Here is a 20955-nt window from a genome sequence, read left to right as displayed (position 1 = left end):
TTGGACGCATGAGTGGGGTCACCGTACCGTCAGGGGCATGCCTGCCGATACCAAGGCGTCCACGGGCACCGTGGGCGCCGCATCCGAATCCGTACCCGACTCCCCCGACGCTCGACGCCGCGAAACCCCCGCGCCCCGGGGCGGCACGGACGGCGCGGGCGCCGTGGACGACGCACACACCGCGAAGCCCGCGCGCGGCAGCCTCGGCGGGGGATCCGACGGCACCAAGCTCCGCCCCGGCGAGCCCGGCTATCGCCGGCTGACGCTCGCGCTGTTCGCCGCGGGGCTGGCCGCCTTCGGCCTGCTCTACGCGACCCAGGCACTGCTGCCCACCATCTCCGCCGACCTCGGCGTCACCCCGGACCAGGCCAGTTGGACGGTCTCCGGCGCGACCATCGGGCTCGCCCTGGCCGTACTGCCACTCAGCGCCCTGTCCGAACGTTTCGGCCGGCGCCGCATGATGACCGTCTCCCTCACCGTGGCCGTCGCCCTGGCGCTGCTGCTGCCGCTCGCCCCCTCGCTGGGCTGGCTGATCGCCCTACGGGTCGCGCAGGGCGCGGCGATCGCCGGAATCCCGGCTTCAGCGATGGCGTACCTCTCCGAGGAGGTACGGGCTCGGGCGCTCGTGGCGGCGGTCGGGCTGTTCGTCGCGGGCAACAGTATCGGCGGGATGAGTGGCCGGATCCTCACCGGCTGGGTGACCCAGGGCTTCGGCTGGCGCGCCGCGCTGGCCACGGTGGGCGTAATGGCGCTGCTGTGCGCGGTCGCCTTCCGGTTGCTGGCGCCCCGGCCCCGGCACTTCACCCCCGCGGCGGCGAGCCCACGGGCCTTCGCCCGTACGGTGCGCGGGCACCTGGGCAACGCGCTGCTGCTGCGGCTGTACGCGATCGGGCTGCTGTTCATGACCGTCTTCGGCGCGGTCTACACGGTGATCGGCTACCGGCTGGTGGGGGACGCCTTCGGGTTGTCGCAGGGGCTGGCCGGTTCGATCTTCGTGATCTACCTGGTCGGCACGGTCTCCTCCACGCTCGCCGGTCGACTGACCGCGCGGCTGGGCCGACGGGGCGCGTTGTACCTGGCGATCGGTACGGCCTCGACCGGGCTGCTGCTGTCGCTGATGAACAGCCTGGTGGCCGTGATCGCGGGCCTCGTCCTGATCACCGCTGGCTTCTTCACCGGGCACGTGGTCGCGTCCGGCGCGGTGAGCCACACGGCCACCGAGGGTCGGGCACAGGCGGCGGCGCTGTACCAGATGGCGTACTACCTGGGCAGTTCGCTCGGCGGCACCGTCGGCGCGCTGGCGTACCGCGCGGCGGGCTGGGGCGCCACGGCCGGCCTGGCGCTGACGGCGCTGGTGCTGGCCGGTGGTGTCACGCTGTACGCAACCCGCAGTGCCGTACGGCAGCGGCGGCGGGCGCCGGTGGCTACCGGCTGAGGGGATCGGGGCGGCCGGAGTCCCCGGGGTTGGCCGCGGGCTGTCCCGTCAGGTCACGCGGGGGCAGGGAGGCGCTTGCGTAGGACGTGGTCGAGGCCGGACTCGGTCTCTCGCGGACGTCCCGCGCGGCGTCGCCGGGACGAAACGGCCGTACGGTGGTCGGCACGGCGTGCCCCGGCTACGCCGTCACCGGGAGCGTGCGCAGCCCACGGATCACGAACTCCTGCCTCCGCTCCGGCACTCCGGCCAACCGCAGCCCCGGCAGCCGGGTGACGAGCGCCTCGAGAGCCGCGGCGATCTCCACCCGGGCCAGCGGGGCGCCGACGCAGTAGTGGATGCCACCTCCGAAGCCGAGGTGCGGATTGGGCGAACGCCCGATGTCGAGCTGGTCGGGCTCGTCGAACGCGGCCGGGTCGCGGGCCGCCGCCCCGAGCAGCGCGGCGATGCGATCGCCCGCCGCGAGTTCGTAGCCGGCCACCGACGTCGCCTCGGTGGCGGTGCGTTCGAAGAGCTGGAGAGGGGCGTCGAACCGGATGAGTTCCTCGACCGCGGTGGGCAACAGCGAGGGCGAGGCCACCAGCCGCTCCCACTGGTCGCGGTGACGCAGCAGGGCCAGCGACCCGTTGCCGATGACGTTCACCGTCGCCTCGTGACCGGCCATCAGCAACAACACCGCAGTGCCGACCAGTTCGTCGTCGGTGAGCCGGTCCGAACCGTCGCGCACCGACACCAGGTCGCTGATCAGGTCGTCGCCCGGCTCGCTGGTACGGGCCGCGGCCAAGGCCCGGAGGTAGTCGACGAACTCAGCGGCGGCTCGTTCAGCGGTCGCCTGCCCCTCGGGCGGCAGCCCGTACTCGTACATCTTCACGATCGCGTTGGACCAGGGCTGCAGCCGTGGCCGGTCCGCCGCTGGTACGCCGAGCAGTTCCGCGATCACCTCGACCGGCAAGGGCGCGGCCAGATGCTCCAGCAGGTCCGCCGAGCCGTCCGTCTCGATGGCCGCCGCCATCCCCTCGACCAGCTGTCCCGCCACCGCACGGACCCACGGCTCCAGCCGGTTGGTATGCCCACGGGCGAACGCGGTGGAGATCAGCCGGCGCAACCGCGTGTGCCGGGGCGGCTCCGTCTCCAGCAGTGAGTTGCGGTGCAGCAGGTTGAAGGCGGGGAAGGCGGAGGCGGGCTGCTTGTCCGTCCAGATGCGCCCGGCCGAGCGGTCGCGCAGCACCTCGGAAGCCGCCGCGTGCGATACCGCCACCGGGAGCCCGAGGCCGTCGTGCCAGTGCACCGGAGCGCGCTCCCGCACCGCGGCGAACGTCGGGTAGGGGTCGGCGAGGAAGTCCGGATCGTCCGAGTCGAACACCACCGGCTGACGGTACCGCGCCTGGGGACGCTGCGGAACGGCGCCCGACCCTGGTTCAACTGTCCGCGCCGGACGCTCCCGCGCCCGGCGCCGTGCGCCGTCAGCCCGTCGGGAGCGTCCCGGTGTCGATCTTCAGGTCGAACGGTTCGGGCAGCGCCAGCGTCGCGCCGTACTCGACCGACTCCAGCATCCGGTACGTGCCGCCCTCCGGCTCGCCAAACAGGGTGGCCGTGGGTCTGCCCGAGTGCCAGGGGTCGAGGAGCAGATACAGCGGGACCTCGGCCTGGGCGTAGCCGTGCGCCTTGGCCACCCGGTCGTGATTGGCGTTGTCCCGCGAGGTGATCTCCACGACGAGCCGTGCTTCCTCGGCTGCCACCCGGTGGCCGGGGGCTTCCAGAGCGGCTGCCGGGATGACCGCCAGGTCGGGGATATAGAGCCCGCTTCGGCCGGGAACGGTGATCCCCTGGGTCTGGACGATCTCCCAGTCGTCCGAGAGCTTGGCATAGAGCTGTCGCTGCAACCTGGCAGCAGCGAGATTGTGCGTGTTGGCGGGCGGTGGTGCCACGGTGACGATCCCCTCAATGATCTCCACCTTGCAGCCCTCGGGTGCGTCCGTCTCCTCCCAGATACGGACGAGGTCGTCCCAACCGCGGCCGTTGTCCGGCACATGGTCGACGGTGAGTGCGGTCATGGCGGTCTCCTCTACAGGTGCGTCACCGACACCATCCTGCCCACTCGCGCCCGCACAGGTCTATCGCGGACGTTCACCCGTACGAGCGCCGCGCGCGCTGCCGAGCCGCGCGCCCCACCAGCCAGACGTGTCGGTCGGCCCCGCCGATCAGCACGGGCGCCCGGCACGGCACGCCGCCTCGCCCTCCCCCTTCAGTCGACCCGGTCCAGCACGATGGACGACGGCCGCGCCGTCGGCGTACCCACCTCGTACGCGCCCTCCAGCGCGGCCAGGGCGGTGTCGAACCGCTCCGGGGTGTCCGTGTGGAGGGTCAGCAGCGGCTGGCCCTCCACCACCTCCTCGCCCGGCTTGGCGTGCAGTTCGACACCGGCGCCCGCCTGCACCGGGTCCTCCTTGCGGGCCCGGCCGGCGCCGAGCCGCCAGGCGGCCAGTCCGACGGCGTACGCGTCGAGTCGGGTCAGGGTGCCGTCCGTGGGCGCCGGCACCATGTGCTGCTCGCGGGCCAGCGGCAACGGGGCGTCCGGGTCGCCGCCCTGGGCGCTGATCATGCGGCGCCACTGGTCCATGGCGGAACCGTCGGCCAGTGCCTTCTCCGGGTCGGCGTCCGACAGCCCGGCGGCGTCCAGCATCTCGCGGGCCAGGGCGAGGGTCAGCTCGACGACGTCCTTGGGACCGCCGCCGGCGAGGACGTGCAGCGACTCGCGCACCTCCAGGGCGTTGCCGGCGGTGAGGCCGAGCGGCGTGGACATGTCGGTCAGCAACGCGGTGGTGCGTACGCCGTGGTCGGTGCCCAGGGCGACCATGGTGGCGGCGAGTTCGCGGGCGTCGTCCAGGTTCTTCATGAAGGCGCCGGAGCCGACCTTGACGTCCAGCACCAGCGAACCGGTGCCCTCCGCGATCTTCTTGCTCATGATGGACGAGGCGATCAGCGGGATCGACTCGACGGTGCCGGTGACGTCCCGCAGGGCGTAGAGCTTCTTGTCGGCCGGTGCCAGCCCGTCGCCGGCCGCGCAGATGACGGCGCCGCTGTCGGCGAGGATCTCCATCATCCGCGGGTTGCTGAGGGTGGCCCGCCAGCCGGGGATGGACTCCAGCTTGTCCAGGGTGCCGCCGGTGTGGCCCAGTCCGCGACCGGACAGTTGGGGCACGGCCGCTCCGCAGGCGGCGACGAGCGGCGCCAGTGGGAGGGTGATCTTGTCGCCCACGCCGCCGGTGGAGTGCTTGTCGGCGGTGGGTCGGCTGAGCGGAGAGAAGTCCATCCGCTCCCCGGAGGCGATCATCGCCGCCGTCCAACGGGCGATCTCGGCCCGGGACATGCCGTTCAGCAGGATCGCCATGGCCAGGGCCGACATCTGTTCGTCGGCGACCTCGCCGCGCGTGTAGGCGTCGATGACCCAGTCGATCTGGGCATCGGTGAGTGCCTGATCGTCCCGCTTCGCGCGGATGACGGAAATCGCGTCCATGGGGCTCGGCTCCTAGGTGAGGGGCGGGCCCGGGAGTCGGGCCCGGTCGGGGCGCACGCCGGTCGGGCGCGCGCCGGTCGGACGCACGCCGGTCGACGACCCGGGCCGGCCCGGTCAGCGACCCAGGTCGGCGGGGCCGAAGGCGTCCGGGAGAAGTTCGGCCAGGGGGCGGACACCACGTGCCGTATCGACGAGCAGACCGGGACCGCCATGCTCCCACAGCAGCTGTCGGCAGCGACCGCAGGGCATCAGCAACTCCCCGTTCCGGTCGCAGCAGGTGAACGCGACGAGGCGGCCACCGCCGGTCGCGGCCAGCGTGGACACCAGGCCGCACTCGGCGCACAGGGCCACGCCGTACGCTGCGTTCTCCACGTTGCATCCGGAGACCGTCCGGCCGTCGTCGACGAGCGCGGCGGCGCCCACCGGAAATCCGGAGTACGGGGCGTAGGCCCGGGACATCGCGTCCCGGGCCCGCGTCCGCAGATCCGTCCAGTCGATGCCGGTCGCCGACCGCCCGGCGGTCGCACCCGTGCCATCGGTGCCGCCCGCGCTGTCGCTGCCGCCGGCCGGCCGGCCGGGACGGTCCGCAGTGCCGTCTGTCATGTCCCCTGCCCTCTGCGATACGCCTTGCCGATGGCCTTCGGTGCGCGCAATCGCTGCGCCGCCAGGGAGAGTACGAGCAGGGTGGTGACGTACGGGCTCGCCTCGACGAGCTCCATCGGCACGGTGTCCGAGGCCGCGTACCAGATCGCGATGAGCAGCGCGGCGGCGAGCGCCACCGTCGCGGTCATCCGGGCGCCGCTGCGCAGCTTCCAGACGGCGTACCCGGCCAGCAGCACCGCGCCGACGAGCAGCAGAGCGTGGATGGTGGGGCCGCCACCGCGCAGTTGGGAGGCTTCCATGAAGCCGAACAGGCCGGCGCCGACGCCGACTCCACCGGGCCGCCAGTTACCGAAGATCATCGTGGCGAGGCCGATGTAGCCCCGACCGCCGGTCTGGTTCTCCTGGTAGTGGTGGACGTAGACCGCGAGGAAGGCGCCGCCGAGACCGGCCAGCGCGCCGGAGACGACCACCGCGGCGTACTTGTACTTGTAGACGTTGACGCCCAACGACTCGGCGGCGAGCGGGTTCTCACCGCACGAGCGCAGCCGCAGCCCGAAGGGCGAGCGCCACAGCATGAAGAAGGTGCCGACGAAGAGCACCACCGCGAGCAGCGTCACCCAGGAGACGTTGTCGACCCCGGCACGCAGGATGCCGGCGGTGTCCGAGATCAGGAACCACTCCTGCTTCTGGATGTCCGCCAGCCAGTCGGCGAGTACGGGCACCGTGAACGTCGGCATATCGTCGATGGGTGGTGACTGCTTGTCGTTCCCGCCCGCCTCGGAGGCCGGACTGCCGGGGCTGCCGAACCAGATCTTGGCGAGGAACTGCACCACGCCCAGGGCGAGGATGTTGATGGCGACACCGGAGACGATGTGGTCCACGCCGAAGGTGACGGTGGCGATCGCGTGCAGCAGGCCGCCGAGCGCGCCGCCGATGATGCCCGCGCCGACGGCGGCCCACGGCCCGTACTGCCAGCCGATCCAGCCGGCGGCGAAGGTGCCGAGCATCATCATGCCCTCGAGGCCGATGTTGATGACGCCGGCGCGTTCCGCCCACAGGCCGCCGAGGCCGGCGAGTCCGATGGGGACGGCCCAGCCGAGCGCGGCGGAGTACTGCCCGAAGCTGGTGAGGTTGTCGACGCCGGTGATGACGCGCAACGTGGAGAGGAAGAGCAGCGCGCCCGCGATGATCAGCAGCACCATCGGGTACGACAGCTTCCGCCGGTCGTCCCCTTTCGTGCCGCCGGGCTTGTTCGCGCTGCTGAGCGCGCCCTGAATCCTGGCCGAGATGTTCGTGCTCATGCGGACACCCCCGCCTTGTCGTTCGTACCGTCCCCCGCGCTCTGGGCGGCGAGTTCAGCGCCCACCTCGCGCTGCTGCTTCCGGAGGCCGTAGCGCCGTACGAGTTCGTAGGCGATGACGACGCTCAACACGATGACGCCCTTCATCACCTCGACGATCTCCTGGGCGAATCCCTCGATCTCCAGCTGGCTGCCCGTACGGTCCAGGAAGCCCCAGAGCAGCGCGGCGAAGGCCATCCCGACGGCGTGGTTGCGGCCGAGCAACGCGAGGGCGATGCCGGTGAAGCCGATGCCGGTCGGGAAGTCGTTGCCGTAGTTGTACGAGTCGCCGAGCAGTGTCGGCATCCCCACCAGGCCGGCGGCGGCACCGGAGAGCACCATCGAGGTGAGCACCATGCGTTTCACGCTGACGCCGCTGGCCTCCGCCGCGGACTGGGAGCTGCCGACCGCCCGCAGGTCGAAGCCGAAGCGGGTGCGGTTGAGCACGAACCAGTAGACGGCACCGACGAGTACGGCGATCACGATGAAGCCGTCGACCGGGTCCGGAGTGGTCGGGAAGGTGAAGAAGTGGCTGGACTCCGGGATGTTCGGAGTGTGGAAGATGTTGCCGTCCTTCTCCGCGAGCCGGCCTTCCTGGAGGAAGTAGCCGATCAACGAGCCGGCGGTGAAGTTCAGCATGATCGTCGTGATGACCTCGCTGACGCCGCGGGTGACCTTCAGCAGGCCCGCGATGCCGGCCCAGAGGGCGCCGACGGTCATCGCCACCAGGATGATCACCGGGATCTGCAGGAACCCGGGCAGGGTCAGCGCGCCGCCGACGACGGCGGCGAAGAACGCGGCGATCCGGTACTGACCGTCGACCCCGATGTTGAACAGGTTCATCCGGAAGCCGATGGCGACCGCGAGGGCGGAGAGGTAGTACGTGATGGACTTGTCGATGATCCAGACCTGGCTGTCGCTCTTCGAGCCGAACTCCAGCATCACCTGGTAGGCGAGGAGTGGATCGTCGCCGGTGGCCAGGATGATCAGCGAGGTGATCAGGACTGCGGCGACCACGGCGAGCAACGGTGCCGCGATGGCGAGGGCCAGCTTGTTCTTGTCGAGCTTCTTCATCGGTGGTCACCTCCGTCCTCGGGTGTGGAGTCGGTGTCCGGCGTGGCGCCGTCCTCCGGTGTGGAGTCGGTGTCCTCGAGGGCCCCCGTGTCGCCCGACTCGTGTTCCAGGTGGCCGCCAGCGGCGCCGGTCATGGCGGAGCCCAACTCCTCGGGGGTGATGGTGGCGGGGTCCGCGTCCGCGACCAACCGGCCGCGGTACATCACCCGCAGGGTGTCCGAGAGGCCGATCAACTCGTCCAGGTCGGCGGAGATCAGAAGCACCGCGAGGCCCTCGCGGCGGGCCTCCCGGATCTGGTCCCAGATCTGGGCCTGCGCGCCGACGTCCACGCCGCGGGTGGGGTGAGCGGCGATGAGCAGCTTGGGTTGGTGGCTCATCTCCCGGCCGACGATCAGCTTCTGCTGGTTTCCGCCGGACAGGCTGGCGGCGGTGACCTCGATGCCCGGGGTGCGTACGTCGTAGTCCGCGACGATGCGTTCGGTGTCCGTCCGTGCCGCCTTGGGATCGAGGATCTGGCCTCGGCTGTTCGGCGGCTCGGTGACATGGCCGAGCATCCGGTTCTCCCACAACGGCGCGTCCAGCAGCAGGCCGTGTCGGTGCCGGTCCTCGGGGATGTAACCGATGCCCTCCTCCCGACGCTTGCGGGTGGAGCGGGCGGAGATGTCCGCGCCGTCCAGGGTGACGCTGCCACCGTCGGTGGTGCGCATCCCCATCACGGACTCGACGAGTTCGGCCTGGCCGTTCCCCTCCACACCGGCCACGCCGAGGACTTCGCCCTTGTGCACGGTGAAGGACACGCCGTCCAGCACGGTGCGTACGTCACCGCTCGAGTCGACCGCGGACAGGTGCAGGTCGTCGACGGCCAGCATCGGGATGTCGGTGACCGTGGACTCGCGGGTCTCGGGCGACGGGAGTTCGCTGCCCACCATCAGCTCCGCCAACTGCTTCGCGGTGGTATCGGCGGGACGTACGGAGGCGACGGTCGTACCGCGGCGGATCACGGTGATGTCGTCGGCGACCGACAGCACCTCGCCGAGCTTGTGCGAGATGAACAGCACCGTCAGGCCCTCGGCCTTCAGGTCACGGAGGTTGTCGAAGAGCGCGTCGACCTCCTGCGGGACGAGGACGGCCGTCGGTTCGTCCAGGATGAGCGTGCGGGCGCCGCGGTAGAGGACCTTGAGGATCTCCACGCGCTGCCGGTCGGCGACACCGAGGTCCTCGACGAGGGCGCCGGGACGGGCGCCGAGGCCGTACGTCTCGGAGATCTCGGTGATCCTCCTGCTCGCGGCGGCGCCGATGCCGTGCAGCCGCTCGGCGCCGAGTACGACGTTCTCCTGGACGGTGAGGTTGTCCGCGAGCATGAAGTGCTGGTGCACCATGCCGATGCCGCGCTCGATGGCGTCGCCTGGCGAGCCGAGGGTGACCTGCTCGCCGGCGATCGTGATGGTGCCCTCGTCCGGCCGCTGCATGCCGTAGAGGATCTTCATCAGGGTGGACTTGCCGGCGCCGTTCTCACCGACGAGGGCGTGCACGGTACCGCCCTGGACGGTGATGTCGATGTCGTGGTTGGCCACGACACCGGGGAACCGCTTGGTGATGCCTTGTAGTTCGACCGCGGGCGCCCTGTCCGCCGGCGGGCTGCTGCTGGATTTGATGACGCACTCTCCTCGGGATGAAGGAGCGGGGTGGGCCTGGGACTGGCCACGGTGACGCTATCGCGTCGCCTGGCCGCTACGCGCGTAGCTCACGGACGGTGCGCGCGAGCACGCTGACGGCCGGTGTGTGGGGCACCAGCCGGCGAACGCGATACGGGTGACGGGCTCCCGTACCAGCCCGGCGCACGAACCACGAACCGGAAGCAGCACGGTCGCCCGGGTGGCACGTGGCCCGCCCGGACGACCGCGGGACGCTACTTCTTCGGGGTCGGGCTGACCTTGACCTCGCCGCTGGCGATCTTCTTCTTGGCCTTCTCGATGTCCGGCATGATGTCGTCGATGAAGCCACCGGAGGTGGTCAGGCGGACACCGTCCTCCTTGAGCGTGTACTCGTTGATCCCGGTGATCGGGTCGCCGTCCTCGACGCTCTTGATCAGCTCGAACACCGCCACGTCGACGTTCTTGACCACGGAGGTCAGGATCGACTCCTTGTACTCCTTCAACCCGGGCTGCTTGTACTGGTCCGAGTCGACGCCGATCGCCCAGGCGCCCTTCTTCGCGTTGATCGCCTCGATCGAGCCGGCACCGGACTGACCCGCGGCCGTGTAGATCACGTCAACACCGCGGTCCAGCATCCCCTTCGCCTTCTCCTTGGCGGCGGCGGGGTCGTTGAAGCCCTTGTCGTTGTTCGGGTAGAGGTACTGACGGGTCAGCTTGATCTTCGGGTCGGTGTCCTTGACACCCTGCGCGAAGCCCGCCTCGAACTTCTGGATGAGCGCGTTGTTCACCCCGCCGATGAAGCCGACCTTGTCGCTCTTGGTCTTCTTCGCCGCGGCGACACCGGCGAGGTAGGAACCCTCGTGCTCGGAGAAGATCATGCTGTCCACGTTCTTGGCCTTCACCCGCTCGTCGACCAGGCCGAACGTCGTGTCGGGGAACTCCTTGGCCACCTTCTCGATGGACTTGCCGTAGCTGAAGCCGACCCCGATCACGGGGTTGTAGCCCTCCTGGGCGAGCGAGGTCAGCCGCTGCTCGCGGTCCGCCTCGGTCTCGTTGTTGCCCGCGGTGAGCATCTCGACGTTGACGTCCAGCTTCTTCTTGGCCTTGTCGGCACCCCGTGCCGCCGCCTCGTTGAAGGAGTGGTCGTCCCGGCCTCCGACATCGAAGGCCAGCCCGACGCCCTTCTCCTCGTCCTTGTTGGCCTCGGTGGAACTCTCGCCACAGGCCGTGGCTGTCAGTGCGAGTGCCGCGGCGGCGCTGATCGCGGCGGCAAGCTTGGGTACCCGACGCAAGAGGACGTCCCCTTCGACTCTAGGAAGCGCCTCTGCCGGCGCTGCTGTCACGCCTCTTCCGGCGCGCTCGTATCGGCCTCAGATTAACGCGCGTAGATATCACGTAAAGGTGTCGGCGAACGCCGTTATCGGATCGGTGTCTAAGGGCTGTTCCGTGATCCCCGGCGGATCGGCCAGCGGCGTTCGGTGTCGGGGCTCCCCAGGGCGGTAGGCCGAGGGGACGGAGGGCAAGGCGGCGCGTCGTCCGCGTACCGGGTGCACGTGGGCGATTCGGCAAGGCAGCGAGGTGCCGTACTGAGCGACGCGAGCCCCCGGGATTGCGGGACAGCCTCTGGCGGTCGTGCGCGTACCCGTACGCCCGGGTACGTCGCGTACGGACCCGAACCGCGCGCGTGCCGACGCGCTCCCGAGCCGGCGCGCGGCACCCGTGGCACCAGCACCGCGCGTCACGGCCGGCCTACCACCGCCCGGCGTCCAGCAGCGCGGCTGCGGTGAACAGCTCGACCCCCACCGCGATCGCGTTCTCGTCCGCGTCGAAGTCCCCCTGGTGCAGGTCGTGTCGGGAACGTTCGCCGGGCGTACGCACGCCGAGCCGGGCCATAGCACCGGGCACGTGCTCCAAATACCACGAGAAGTCCTCGCCGCCGAGGCTCTGCTCGGTGTTCTCCACGGCGTACGGGCCGCGGCGCGCCACCATCGCGTCGTGCAGCAGCTGGGTCGGGCCGGGCTCGTTGACCACCGGCGGCACCCCGCGCACGTAGTTGACCTCCGGCTTCGCCCCGTACAGCGTCGCGACCTCGTCGACCGCCGCGTGCACCAGGTCGGGCGCGTCCCGCCAGCCCGGCAGGTCAAGGCACCGCAGGGTGCCGGACAGTTCGGCCCGCTGCGGGATGACGTTGCAGGCGTGCCCGGAGGAGATCCGCCCCCAGGTCAGCGAGAGGCCGGAGCGGGGGTCGACACGGCGGGAAAGCAGCGCCGGCACGTCCACGGCGAGTTGGGCGGCGGCGGTCACCATGTCGGTGGTCAGGTGTGGGCGCGCGGTGTGTCCGCCCGCGCCGCTGAGTGCCACCTCAAGTCGGTCGCAGGCCGCCGTGATCGGACCCTGCCGCAGGCCGATCCGGCCGGCGTCCACCCGGGGGTCACAGTGCACCGCGATGATCCGGCCGACCCCGTCCAGGACCCCGCAGTCGATCGCGTCCGTGGCGCCCCCGGGCAGCACCTCCTCGGCGGGCTGGAAGAGCAACCGGACGGGCCGGGGCAGCAGCCCCTGCTCGGCCAACTCGGCCAGCAGCAACCCGGCACCCAGCACGACGGTGGTGTGCACGTCGTGTCCACAGGCGTGCGCGCGGTCGGCGACCGTGGAACGGTACGGCACCGACTTCGTGTCCGGGATCGGCAGCGCGTCGATGTCCGCGCGGAGCGCGAGGGCGTCACCGGCACCCACCGGTCCACCGATGTCGCACACCAGTCCGGTCCCGGTGTCCAGCACTCGCGGCTGGAGCCCAGCGCTCTCCAGCCGCGCCTTCACCGCCGCCGTCGTACGGAACTCCTGGTGTCCCAACTCGGGGTGCATGTGGAGGTCCCGCCGGAAGGCGGTCAGTTCGGTGCGGAGCGCTTCCGGCAGGGCGCCGGGCAGTGCGGACTCGTCGGCTGACGCGGTCGTCGTGATCCCTGCGGCTTGCGGCTCCGGGGACAGGAGTTGGTTCATGCGGGGAGCCTAGAGCGAATGACGCGACAACTGACAGGCGATCAGGAAAAGTTCAGCCCCACAGGGGACCAAAAAATACGCTGTGCGGCGGTTGCGTCTACTGAGGGTTGGGTATGACTAGTCATTTACCCTGTTGCCGCGCCGGTGTATGTCAGTCCGCGCGCGAGTCCCCGTCACCCAACGCGTACACGCGCACGCCGGCCCCGTCGTAACGCTCCGCTCCGGTGCTGACGACGGTGAGCCCGGAAGGAAACTCCAGGCTGGGGCGGGCCGCCACGATCACCTGCGCGGTGGGCCAGGCGACGCCGTCCGTGACAAGCGTCGCCAACCGCAGGGCGGCAAGGCCGTCGGCCGGCAAGATGTCGAACTCCTCCAGGGCCACCGCGTGCGCTCCGGCACCTTCGCGCGCCATTTCGGCCGCGGCCACACCCAGCGCCGGCAGATAGACGTTCGGCGCGCTCACGAGGCGCGAGGCGACCAGCAAGCTGGAAGCGAGGTGATGACCCGCGCCCAGCGCCAGAATCGCGGTGTCGTCGAAGAGCAGGTGGTTCAACGGACTTCCACGCCCCGACCCTCGGCGATATCCCGGAGCAACCGGCTGCCCTTCACCACGTCATCATCCGTGATGACCACTCCGGTCGTCTCGCGCAGATGGGCGCGGGTGCGCTCCATCCGTGCGACCCGTTCGGCGTGCGGCAGGGTGTCCGCGCTGAGCTGCTCGACCAGCGCGGCGATGCTGGTCTTCCGCTCCGCGGCGACAGCCGCGAGGCGATCCCGGACAGCTTCGTCGATCTTCACGCTCACCTGTGGCATGACAGAAGCCTAGCAATGGGTGGTGTGGGACACCACTTCGAGTGGTCGTCGTGCTGACCTTACGTCCAGCCGCGTACGTCGACCGCGAGCGGCGAAGCACGAGCGGCTCAGGGCGTGGCCGGGGAGGAGGGCGGCAGACGGTGGGCGGCCTCGGCGGTGCCGGTGACGCGGGCCAGGAAGCCCTGGGCCCGGGGCGACGCCTGCTCGGTGAGCCAGGCCGGGTCCACGTCGCAGACGGCCACCCGCACCGCCGTCCCCCGCAGCGCGAGCGGGAGGGTGTGCACGACCGTAGAGGGGAAGCTGAGCACCGTACGGCTGACCGGGCCGCGCCGCGCCACCAACTCCAGCGGCAGGTCGGGGCGTACGACCTCCAGCCCCGCCTCCGTGCTGATCCGGTGCAGCTTCTCGGCGCTCTCCCGGCGGTGGGCGAAGTAGCGGGTGGCGCCGTTGCGCCGGGCCAGCTCGGTCACCGCCGTGAGGTAGCGCTCGACGTCCACCACCCCGGTCTCCACCAGCGACGTGCCGACCAGGTCCGAGCCGTGGGTCAGTCGGGGCGGGCCGAAACGGGAGCGGGTCCAGGCGAAGGTGTGCGCCGTGACGGTGACTCCGAGCCGGCTGATCTCCGGGTCCACCGGCAGGCAACTGAACACCTCCACCTCACGCCGCCCCGAGGGGACCAGCCGCTGTCGCGCGCGTCGCGCGACCGGGCCGAACAGGGCCGCGGCGGGGCCGCCGGAGCCGCGCTGGTGCCAGCGGGTGAGGCGTTCGCCTCGGGCGAGCTGGGCGACGAACTCCATGGTGGCGGTGCCGTCGTCGACCACCACCACATGACCGGCCGAGGTCAGGGTGAGGAGCAGTTGCACATAGCGGGAGAAGGGGTCACCGAGCACCACCCGGGAGGCGCGGCGCAGCGGCCCGGCGAGTGAGCCGATGGTCCGCACCGGCGCGGCACCCCCACGGGCCTCCGCCCAGCGCACGGAGTGGCCCTCGTCCCGGGCCAGTTCGGCCATCCGTCGCAGCTGGCCCCGGGTCATCGGATCGTGCGGCGGCAGGACGACGAGTTGTACGGGCTCGGGTCTCGGTTCGGGTCTCGGTTCGGCCGCCGGCGCCCCGGCGCGGGCGTCGGCGGGGGCGGGGGCTGCGTCGGCCGGGGCGGCAGGGGTGGCGGCGAGGGCGCTGGTGTACGCCCATTCCAGGACGTTCAGCAGTTGCACCGGGCTCTCGACGAACGCGAGGGTGCCACCGCAGCCCGTACGACCACCGCGGTCCGTACGACCGCCCGCGCGGCCGCCCACGCCCTCCGGGCCGACACCCGGGTCCGCGGGGCGGCCCGGGTGCGGACGCGCGTCGTGGGACGCGGCCGGCGGGTCCGGCTCGGGGGCGTGATCGGCGGGCCGCACGGACACGTCCCGGTCAGACGCCGGCCGGCTCGGGCATGGCGTCCTGCTCGCCGGCCTCGGCCACGACGCCCTTGACCCGGCGCAGCTTCCGCATCGGGGCCAGCTCGCTGTCGTAGACCCGCTTGACGCCGTCCCCGAGCGACTCCTCGATCGTGCGGATGTCCCGCACCAGCCGCTGGAGGCCGCCCGGCTCGACGGAGGCGGCCTGGTCGGAGCCCCACATCGCGCGGTCCAGGGTGATGTGCCGCTCCACGAAGTTGGCGCCCAGGGCCACCGCCGCGAGGCTGGTCTGCAGGCCGGTCTCGTGTCCGCTGTAGCCGATCGGGACGTTCGGGAACTCGCCCTGCAGCGTGTGGATCATCCGCAGGTTGAGTTCCTCGGCCTTGGCCGGATACGTCGAGGTGGCGTGGCACAGCACGATGTTCTCGCTGCCCAGCACCTCCACCGCGTGCCGGATCTGCTTCGGGGTGGACATCCCGGTGGAGAGGATGACCGTACGGCCGGTGGCGCGCAGGGCGCGCAGCAGCTCGTCGTCGGTGAGCGAGGCGGAGGCCACCTTGTGCGCGGGCACGTCGAACTTCTCCAGGAAGGCGACGGCCTCGGTGTCCCAGGGGGAGGCGAACCAGTGGATGCCGAGCCGCCGGCAGTGCTCGTCGATCGCCCGGTAACCGTCCTCGTCGAACTCCACCCGGTGCCGGTAGTCGATGTACGTCATCCGGCCCCAGGGGGTGTCCCGTTCAAGGTCCCACTGGTCTCGCGGGGTGCAGATCTCCGGGGTGCGCTTCTGGAACTTCACCGCGTCACAGCCGGCTTCGGCGGCGGCGTCGATGAGCGCGAAGGCGTTCTCCAGCTCGCCGTTGTGGTTGATGCCGATCTCGCCGGTGACGTACACGGGGCGGCCGGGACCGACGGTCCTGTCACCCAGGGCGCGCAGGCGGTTGTTCGAGGTCATGAGGCGGTTCCTTCCGCTAGTCGTGCTGGTGGGGCTGGTTGCTCTGATGGGGCTGTTCGGTCTGGTCGCTCTGGCGGGGCTGGCTCGTCCGGTCCGGCGGCCTCGTCCCTTCCGGATCGAGCAGCGGCGCCAGCGCACGGGCGCGGGCGAGGTCGTGCGGATCGTCGACCTCCAACACCCGCGCGGGGTCCGTACGCACCGGCTCGGTACGGCCGAAGAAGCGGTGTCCGGCCTTCCGGAACCCTGGGGCGGCCATGGCGTACGCGGCGCCGGTCTCCAGCAGGTCCTGGGGGCGGTCCTGGCGACGCGGCCGGTGGTACCGGTCGTGGTTGACGCCGTACGCGCCCTCCGCGCCGCCGTCCGTGCCACCCGCCGGGTCGGTGCCGCCCGCCGGGTCGCCGTCCGCACGCCATACGAAGCCGTGGAACGCCGCCACCGTCAGAGCGCTGTCCGCGCCGTCCTCGACCACCGCGCGGGTCACGCCGTCGACGTCCTCGGCGGTGAGGAACGGACTGGTGCACTGCACCAGCAACACCGTGTCCACCGGGTGTCCGTGCCGTGCCTCGTGGGCGTCCATGGCGTGCAGTACGGCCGCCTCGCTGGAGGCCAGGTCGCCCGCGAGATCGGCCGGCCGCTCCACGACCTCGGCACCGGCCGTACGTGCCGCCGCCGCGATATCGGGGTCGTCCGTGGAGACGGCGACATCGGTGACCAGGGCCGCCACGCGGCAGGCGTGTACGGCGCGGCTCACCAGGGGCACCCCGGCGACCTCCGCGAGGTTCTTCGCCGGCACCCCCTTGGACCCGCCCCGGGCCGGGATGACGGCGAGCACCCGGCGTGCGGCCGGCGCGGCCCGCCCGTTCGGACACCGACGCGACTCGGCGGCGTGCGCGGGGCGTACGGCGTTCACAGCTCCCCCATCCGTCGGATCACCGGCGCCACCCGCTGCACGCCGTGCCGGTAGGCGCCCCGCGCCGTGTCCCGCAGCGCGTCCCGCAGCGCGCTCCGCGCTGCGCCGCGCAGCCCGTCGGGCTCCCGCCCGGCGGCGCCGCCTCCCTCCGGGGTGCCGTCCGGCCGGAAGCCGTACCGGGCCAGGACGCCCGGCAGGTATCCGCGGGCGGTGGCGGGCGTGTAGTACGGCGCGGGCGCGGGCAGTTCGCCCCGCGCGGCCCGTCCGGTCAGCTCAGCGACCCGGTCCCGCGCGCCGTCGAACGCGTGGGCGTACGCCGCTGGTCCACAGCCCGACGACTCGCCGTCCGGCGGGCAGACGCCCTGGGCGGCGGCCCACTCCGGGTCGGATTCGGGCAGCAGGCCGGCGTCCAATTGATCCCAGGAAGCGAGGCATCCGGAACCGAGGAAGTGGTGGTTGCCGAGCACCTCACGGATGCCGAGGTCGGTGAGCACCGCGGTCGGCACGGCACGGTGCAGGGACTCCAGGGCGGCCGTGGAACTGACCGTGACCAGCAGGTCCGTACGGTCCAGGACCTCGCCCATGTGCCCGTAGACCAGTCGGCAGTTGGCCGGTAGCCCGCCCGGGACCGCGGCCGCGAGCTTCTGGTAGGGCGCTTCCTCGATGTGCGTGGTGTGCTCGCCGGGCTTGCTGCGAAGCTTGATCAGCACCTCGCGCTCGGGGCGCGCGCGGGCGTGCTCGACGGCGCGGCGCAGTAGGTACGCGCGGTCCCTGCGGTTGTTCGGCACCGAGGGCTGGACCGCGAAGACCACTGTGAAGGCGCCCGGCCCAGACGCCGGCGGCGTGGTGGCCGGTCCGTTCCGCACCGCCGTACGGTTCCGCACCGCCATACGGAGCGGCGCCGCCGATCCTTCCGGCGCGGTGTCCGAACCGGCCCCCGCCGCCGCGTCCGGCCCCCCGAACGGACGCGGCACCCGCTCCGGCTCCACCGGATCGGGCGTCTCCGCTCGCCCCGCCCCGTCCAGGAAGGGCAGCGCACACTCGACAACGGCACTGCTGTCCGCGCCCGCACCGGCGTAAACCGCGCGAAAACGTTCGGCGTCATACCGGGAGTTGGCCAGCACCACGTCGGCGCCGTGCCGCAGCAGCAGACCGTCCGTCAGCTTCTCGTAGACGATCCCCACGTAGCCGGTCACCAGCACGGGTCGGTGGCCCGGGCGCCGGTCCGCGTCCCGGTCCAGGCCCTCGCGGCCCGGCTCCCGCTCCCCCTTCTCCGGCAGCGGGTTCGGCCGCCGCTCCGGCGGCGGGGCGATCCGCGCGGCCAGCCCGTGCAGCATGGCCTGCACCGCGCCGCCCACACAGGCGAGCACCACCACGTCGTACGCCGCGCGGTCCGCCGTACGCACGAACTCGGCGCCCGTCACCTCCCGTACGGAATCCACCCGGACGCCCACCTCGGCGAGTTGCCGGGGCGTCGGCGTGGCCCGGCCGCGCAGCAACAGGCCGTCGATACGGGCGTCCGGCGCGAGCCGTCGGGCGGTGAGGACGCCCCATTTCCACCGGGTGTCGGAATCCGCCAGCACGGCTACTCGGTCGGGACCGCGATGGGGAACGCGATCGGGAATTCGGGAAGGCACGTCCAAGACGCTAGGAAGCCAGGGGGATTCCCGGGCGTACGCGATGACAACAACCGGTGAACAGCCAGCCGCCGTACGGCCAACCGAATCCGGAAAGGCGCTGGTTAACCTTTTCGCCAATCGGCGTTCACCCGCCGGAACTCCTTTGGTCCCACGGGCGCCCGGGACGGCGCCTAAGCTCTGGCGAGTGGTCAAGCTCTCCGTCATCGTGCCGTTCTTCAACGTGCAGTCGTACGCCCCGGACACGCTGAGAAGCCTGCGCAGGAACACCCGCGCGGATTTCGAGTTCATTCTGGTCGACGACTGCTCGACGGACGGCACCCCGGAAATCCTGGAACGCGCCGCGCGCGAAATCCCCGGTGCCGTCCTGATACGGCACGAGAACAACGGCGGCCTCGCCACCGCCCGTAACACCGGACTGGACGCCGCCAGCGGCGAGTACGTCACCTTCCTGGACGGTGACGACTGGCTGGCGCCCGGCTACTACCCCGAACTGCTCGCCGCCATCGAGGGCCTGGGCTGCGACTTCGTGCGTACGGACCACGTCCAGTGCACGGCCCGCGCGCGCACCCTGGCCCGTGTGCCGGACGGGCGTCGCGGCGTCGTGCTGGACCCGAGGGAGGCGATCCTGCCAGCGGAGCGCACCACCTCCGTGGACTACGCCTACGCCTGGGCGGGCGTCTACCACCGTCGGTTGCTGGACCGGGGACTGCTGCACTTCCCGGACGGGCTGCGCACCGCCGAGGACCGGCCGTGGATCTGGCGGCTGCACCGGGAGGCGGACTCCTTCGGGGTGGTCGGCCTGCTGGGCGTCTTCTACCGCCGTGGCGTGGCCTCGTCCCTCACCCAGATCGGCGACGTACGTCAACTGGACTTCCTGCACGCCTTCGACCGGGTCCTCGCCGAGACCGGCCAGGACCGCCAGGCGGACCGGCTGCTGCCGAAGGCCGTACGCACCTACTGCGCCATCATCGCGCACCACCTGGCGAGTGGCCGGTTCGAGCCGCATGTGGAGCGCCGGCTCCGGCAGTTGAGCGCCGCGGCGCTGAAGCGGATGCCGGAAGGCATGCTGCGGGAGGCGCTGGACTCGATGGACAGCGAACGCGCCACCAGGCTGCGCCGGTTGCGACGACGGCCGCTGACCGTCGATCAGGAGGCCGCCTGATGCACGCGCAGGTCTTCGTCGCCTCCTCGCTGTACGGCGCCGCCACGCTGGCCGCCGCCCTGGACGCCGGCTGCTTCGAGCCGGCGGACCGTCGGCTGCTGCTGGTCAGCAACAACGCGAGCCCCCCGGAGACGGTGCCCGCGCTGGACCGGATGGCGGGCTTCGAGCGGCTGCGCGACCGCTTCGACCGGGTGCTCTCCTGGAACGACGTCATCCGCCCCTTCCACCCCGGCAGTTGGGGTCCGCGCCCGGACGACGTGCCGTTGTGGGAACGCTACCTGCGGCTGCTGTGGGGCCTCGGCACGCCGCACCAGGACTCCGTGCGGCTCGTGCTCGAGTCCCTCCAGGCCAAGCCGGCACAGACACTCGCCCAGCTGTTCCCCGAGGCTCCCATCGACGTGTACGCGGACGGGCTGATGAGCTACGGGCCCACCCGCGACAAGCTGGACCCGCTGATCGGCACCAGGGTGGCCCGGCTGCTGCACCTCGACCTGCTGCCCGGTCTGGAACCGCTGCTGCTCACCGAGTTCGGGGTGCCGGCCGAGGTGGTGCCGACCAAGGCGTTCACCGACGTGCTTGCGGAACTCGCCACGGACTGTCCCCCCGCGGTCACCCGGCAGCGGGACCGGCCGGCTCCCGCGCTGCTGCTCGGGCAGTACCTCTCGGCACTGGGCATCCTCTCCGCGGACGAGGAGGAGCGGCTGCACGTACGGATGCTGCGCGGCGCCGTCGCGCTCGGCCACCGGAACCTGGTGTTCAAACCGCACCCGGTCGCGCCGGCGGGCCACTCGCGGGCGTTGGAGAGCGCGGCCGAGCAGCTGGGCGTGCGACTGACCGTGCTGGAGACGCCCGTGCTCGCCGAGACGCTGTACGAGCGACTGCGCCCGGCCCTGGTCGTCGGCTGCTTCTCCACGGCGCTGGTCACCGCGGCGACGTACTACCGGCTGCCGGTGGCTCGTACGGGCACGGACATCCTGCTGGAGCGGCTCACGCCCTACCAGAACAGCAACCGCGTGCCGGTCACCCTGGTCGACGCGGTCCTCCCGGACGTCGAGGACCCGGCAGCCGTGGCAGCCTGGCAGCCGCCCGACGAGGCGTGGGTGCGGGAGACGCTGACGGGGCTCGTACGAGCGGTGGGCTTCTGTATGCAGGCGCGGCTCCACCCGGGACTCCGGGCGGACGCGGAGCGCTATCTCAACACCCGGCTCGACGAGCGCACGTGGGCGTACTTCAAGCGCCGCCGACTCACGGCGCTGGCGCTGCCCGGTGCACTGCCACGGCAGTTGGCGTTCCTGCCGCGGAACCGCGCGGTACGCCGGGTGGCCCGCCGGGCGCGGCGGCTGAAGCGCGTCGCGCTCCGTTGACGGCGCGGACTCGGCTGGCGCCCCGGGCACTTCCGGAGCCCGGGCGGCGCCCGCTCCCACCGGCGAGCGGCCCGGGGCCGAATGCGGCCGGCCC

Annotated in this window: 17 protein-coding genes and 1 pseudogene; 3 read left to right on the top strand and 15 right to left on the bottom strand. The window is 71.7% G+C overall.

Going from position 1 to position 20955, the window contains the following annotated elements; translation table 11 throughout:
* Nucleotides 1-37 precede the first annotated feature (37 nt).
* Nucleotides 38-1435 (top strand): MFS transporter, encoded by a 1398-nt coding sequence (locus AN216_RS10220; protein WP_070196333.1) that lies wholly within the window; start codon nt 38-40, stop codon nt 1433-1435.
* 178 nt (nt 1436-1613) lie between these two features.
* On the opposite strand, the gene AN216_RS10215 is transcribed toward AN216_RS10220, so the two are convergent.
* The 15 genes and pseudogenes from AN216_RS10215 to AN216_RS26775 all read right to left on the bottom strand — a co-directional run bounded on the left by AN216_RS10215 (nt 1614) and on the right by AN216_RS26775 (nt 18278).
* Nucleotides 1614-2798: a cytochrome P450 gene (locus AN216_RS10215; RefSeq protein WP_212732693.1), complete on the bottom strand. Its 1185-nt coding sequence runs from the start codon at nt 2796-2798 to the stop codon at nt 1614-1616.
* Nucleotides 2799-2895: 97 nt separating this feature from the next.
* On the bottom strand, nt 2896-3486 hold the full coding sequence (locus AN216_RS10210; RefSeq protein WP_070196332.1) for a Uma2 family endonuclease: 591 nt from the start codon (nt 3484-3486) through the stop codon (nt 2896-2898).
* A gap of 191 nt (nt 3487-3677) precedes the next feature.
* On the bottom strand, nt 3678-4949 hold the full coding sequence (locus AN216_RS10205; protein ID WP_070196331.1) for a thymidine phosphorylase: 1272 nt from the start codon (nt 4947-4949) through the stop codon (nt 3678-3680).
* Between the two features lie 114 nt (nt 4950-5063).
* Entirely contained in the window at nt 5064-5552 is a 489-nt protein-coding gene (locus AN216_RS10200) for a cytidine deaminase (RefSeq protein ID WP_079166449.1), read from the bottom strand.
* Nucleotides 5549-6853, bottom strand: coding sequence for an ABC transporter permease (locus AN216_RS10195; protein WP_079166448.1), 1305 nt, complete (start codon nt 6851-6853; stop codon nt 5549-5551). The genes AN216_RS10200 and AN216_RS10195 overlap by 4 nt, the downstream gene beginning before the upstream one ends.
* Nucleotides 6850-7965, bottom strand: coding sequence for an ABC transporter permease (locus AN216_RS10190; RefSeq protein WP_070196330.1), 1116 nt, complete (start codon nt 7963-7965; stop codon nt 6850-6852). The genes AN216_RS10195 and AN216_RS10190 overlap by 4 nt, the downstream gene beginning before the upstream one ends.
* Nucleotides 7962-9620, bottom strand: a complete 1659-nt coding sequence (locus AN216_RS10185) for an ABC transporter ATP-binding protein (protein WP_070196329.1) — start codon at nt 9618-9620, stop codon at nt 7962-7964. The genes AN216_RS10190 and AN216_RS10185 overlap by 4 nt, the downstream gene beginning before the upstream one ends.
* Nucleotides 9621-9874: 254 nt before the next feature.
* On the bottom strand, nt 9875-10912 hold the full coding sequence (locus tag AN216_RS10180; RefSeq protein WP_070196328.1) for a BMP family lipoprotein: 1038 nt from the start codon (nt 10910-10912) through the stop codon (nt 9875-9877).
* 457 nt (nt 10913-11369) lie between these two features.
* A complete protein-coding gene (locus AN216_RS10175) occupies nt 11370-12620 on the bottom strand; it encodes an amidohydrolase (protein WP_079166447.1) in 1251 nt (416 codons plus the stop codon).
* 151 nt (nt 12621-12771) lie between these two features.
* Complete coding sequence (locus AN216_RS10170) at nt 12772-13173, bottom strand: PIN domain-containing protein (protein WP_070196327.1); 402 nt, start codon at nt 13171-13173, stop codon at nt 12772-12774.
* Nucleotides 13170-13433 carry a hypothetical protein gene (locus tag AN216_RS10165; RefSeq protein WP_070196326.1) on the bottom strand — a complete coding sequence of 88 codons (264 nt, stop codon included), beginning with the start codon at nt 13431-13433 and terminating at the stop codon, nt 13170-13172. The genes AN216_RS10170 and AN216_RS10165 overlap by 4 nt, the downstream gene beginning before the upstream one ends.
* Nucleotides 13434-13540: 107 nt before the next feature.
* The gene (locus tag AN216_RS10160) at nt 13541-14728 is read right to left on the bottom strand and encodes a hypothetical protein (RefSeq protein ID WP_070196404.1); all 1188 of its coding nucleotides are present in this window, start codon (nt 14726-14728) and stop codon (nt 13541-13543) included.
* A gap of 118 nt (nt 14729-14846) precedes the next feature.
* Nucleotides 14847-15785 (bottom strand): N-acetylneuraminate synthase family protein, encoded by a 939-nt coding sequence (locus AN216_RS10155; protein WP_070196325.1) that lies wholly within the window; start codon nt 15783-15785, stop codon nt 14847-14849.
* 115 nt (nt 15786-15900) lie between these two features.
* Nucleotides 15901-16617 (bottom strand): annotated as a pseudogene (locus AN216_RS10150) (acylneuraminate cytidylyltransferase family protein); the annotation flags it as partial.
* Between the two features lie 74 nt (nt 16618-16691).
* Nucleotides 16692-18278: a DUF6716 putative glycosyltransferase gene (locus tag AN216_RS26775; protein WP_170843081.1), complete on the bottom strand. Its 1587-nt coding sequence runs from the start codon at nt 18276-18278 to the stop codon at nt 16692-16694.
* A gap of 241 nt (nt 18279-18519) precedes the next feature.
* Between AN216_RS26775 and AN216_RS10140 the strand changes: the two genes are divergently transcribed.
* Together AN216_RS10140 and AN216_RS10135 are read left to right on the top strand one after the other, a co-directional pair.
* Entirely contained in the window at nt 18520-19497 is a 978-nt protein-coding gene (locus AN216_RS10140; protein ID WP_070196324.1) for a glycosyltransferase family 2 protein, read from the top strand.
* The gene (locus tag AN216_RS10135) at nt 19497-20861 is read left to right on the top strand and encodes a polysialyltransferase family glycosyltransferase (protein WP_070196323.1); all 1365 of its coding nucleotides are present in this window, start codon (nt 19497-19499) and stop codon (nt 20859-20861) included. Before AN216_RS10140 ends, AN216_RS10135 begins: the two co-directional genes overlap by 1 nt.
* Nucleotides 20862-20955 lie beyond the last annotated feature (94 nt).

The sequence above is a fragment of the Streptomyces oceani genome (assembly GCF_001751245.1).
GTDB lineage: Bacteria > Actinomycetota > Actinomycetes > Streptomycetales > Streptomycetaceae > Streptomyces > Streptomyces oceani.
Note: the sequence above shows the minus strand (reverse complement) of the source record. Positions and strands in the feature narration are given on the sequence as shown.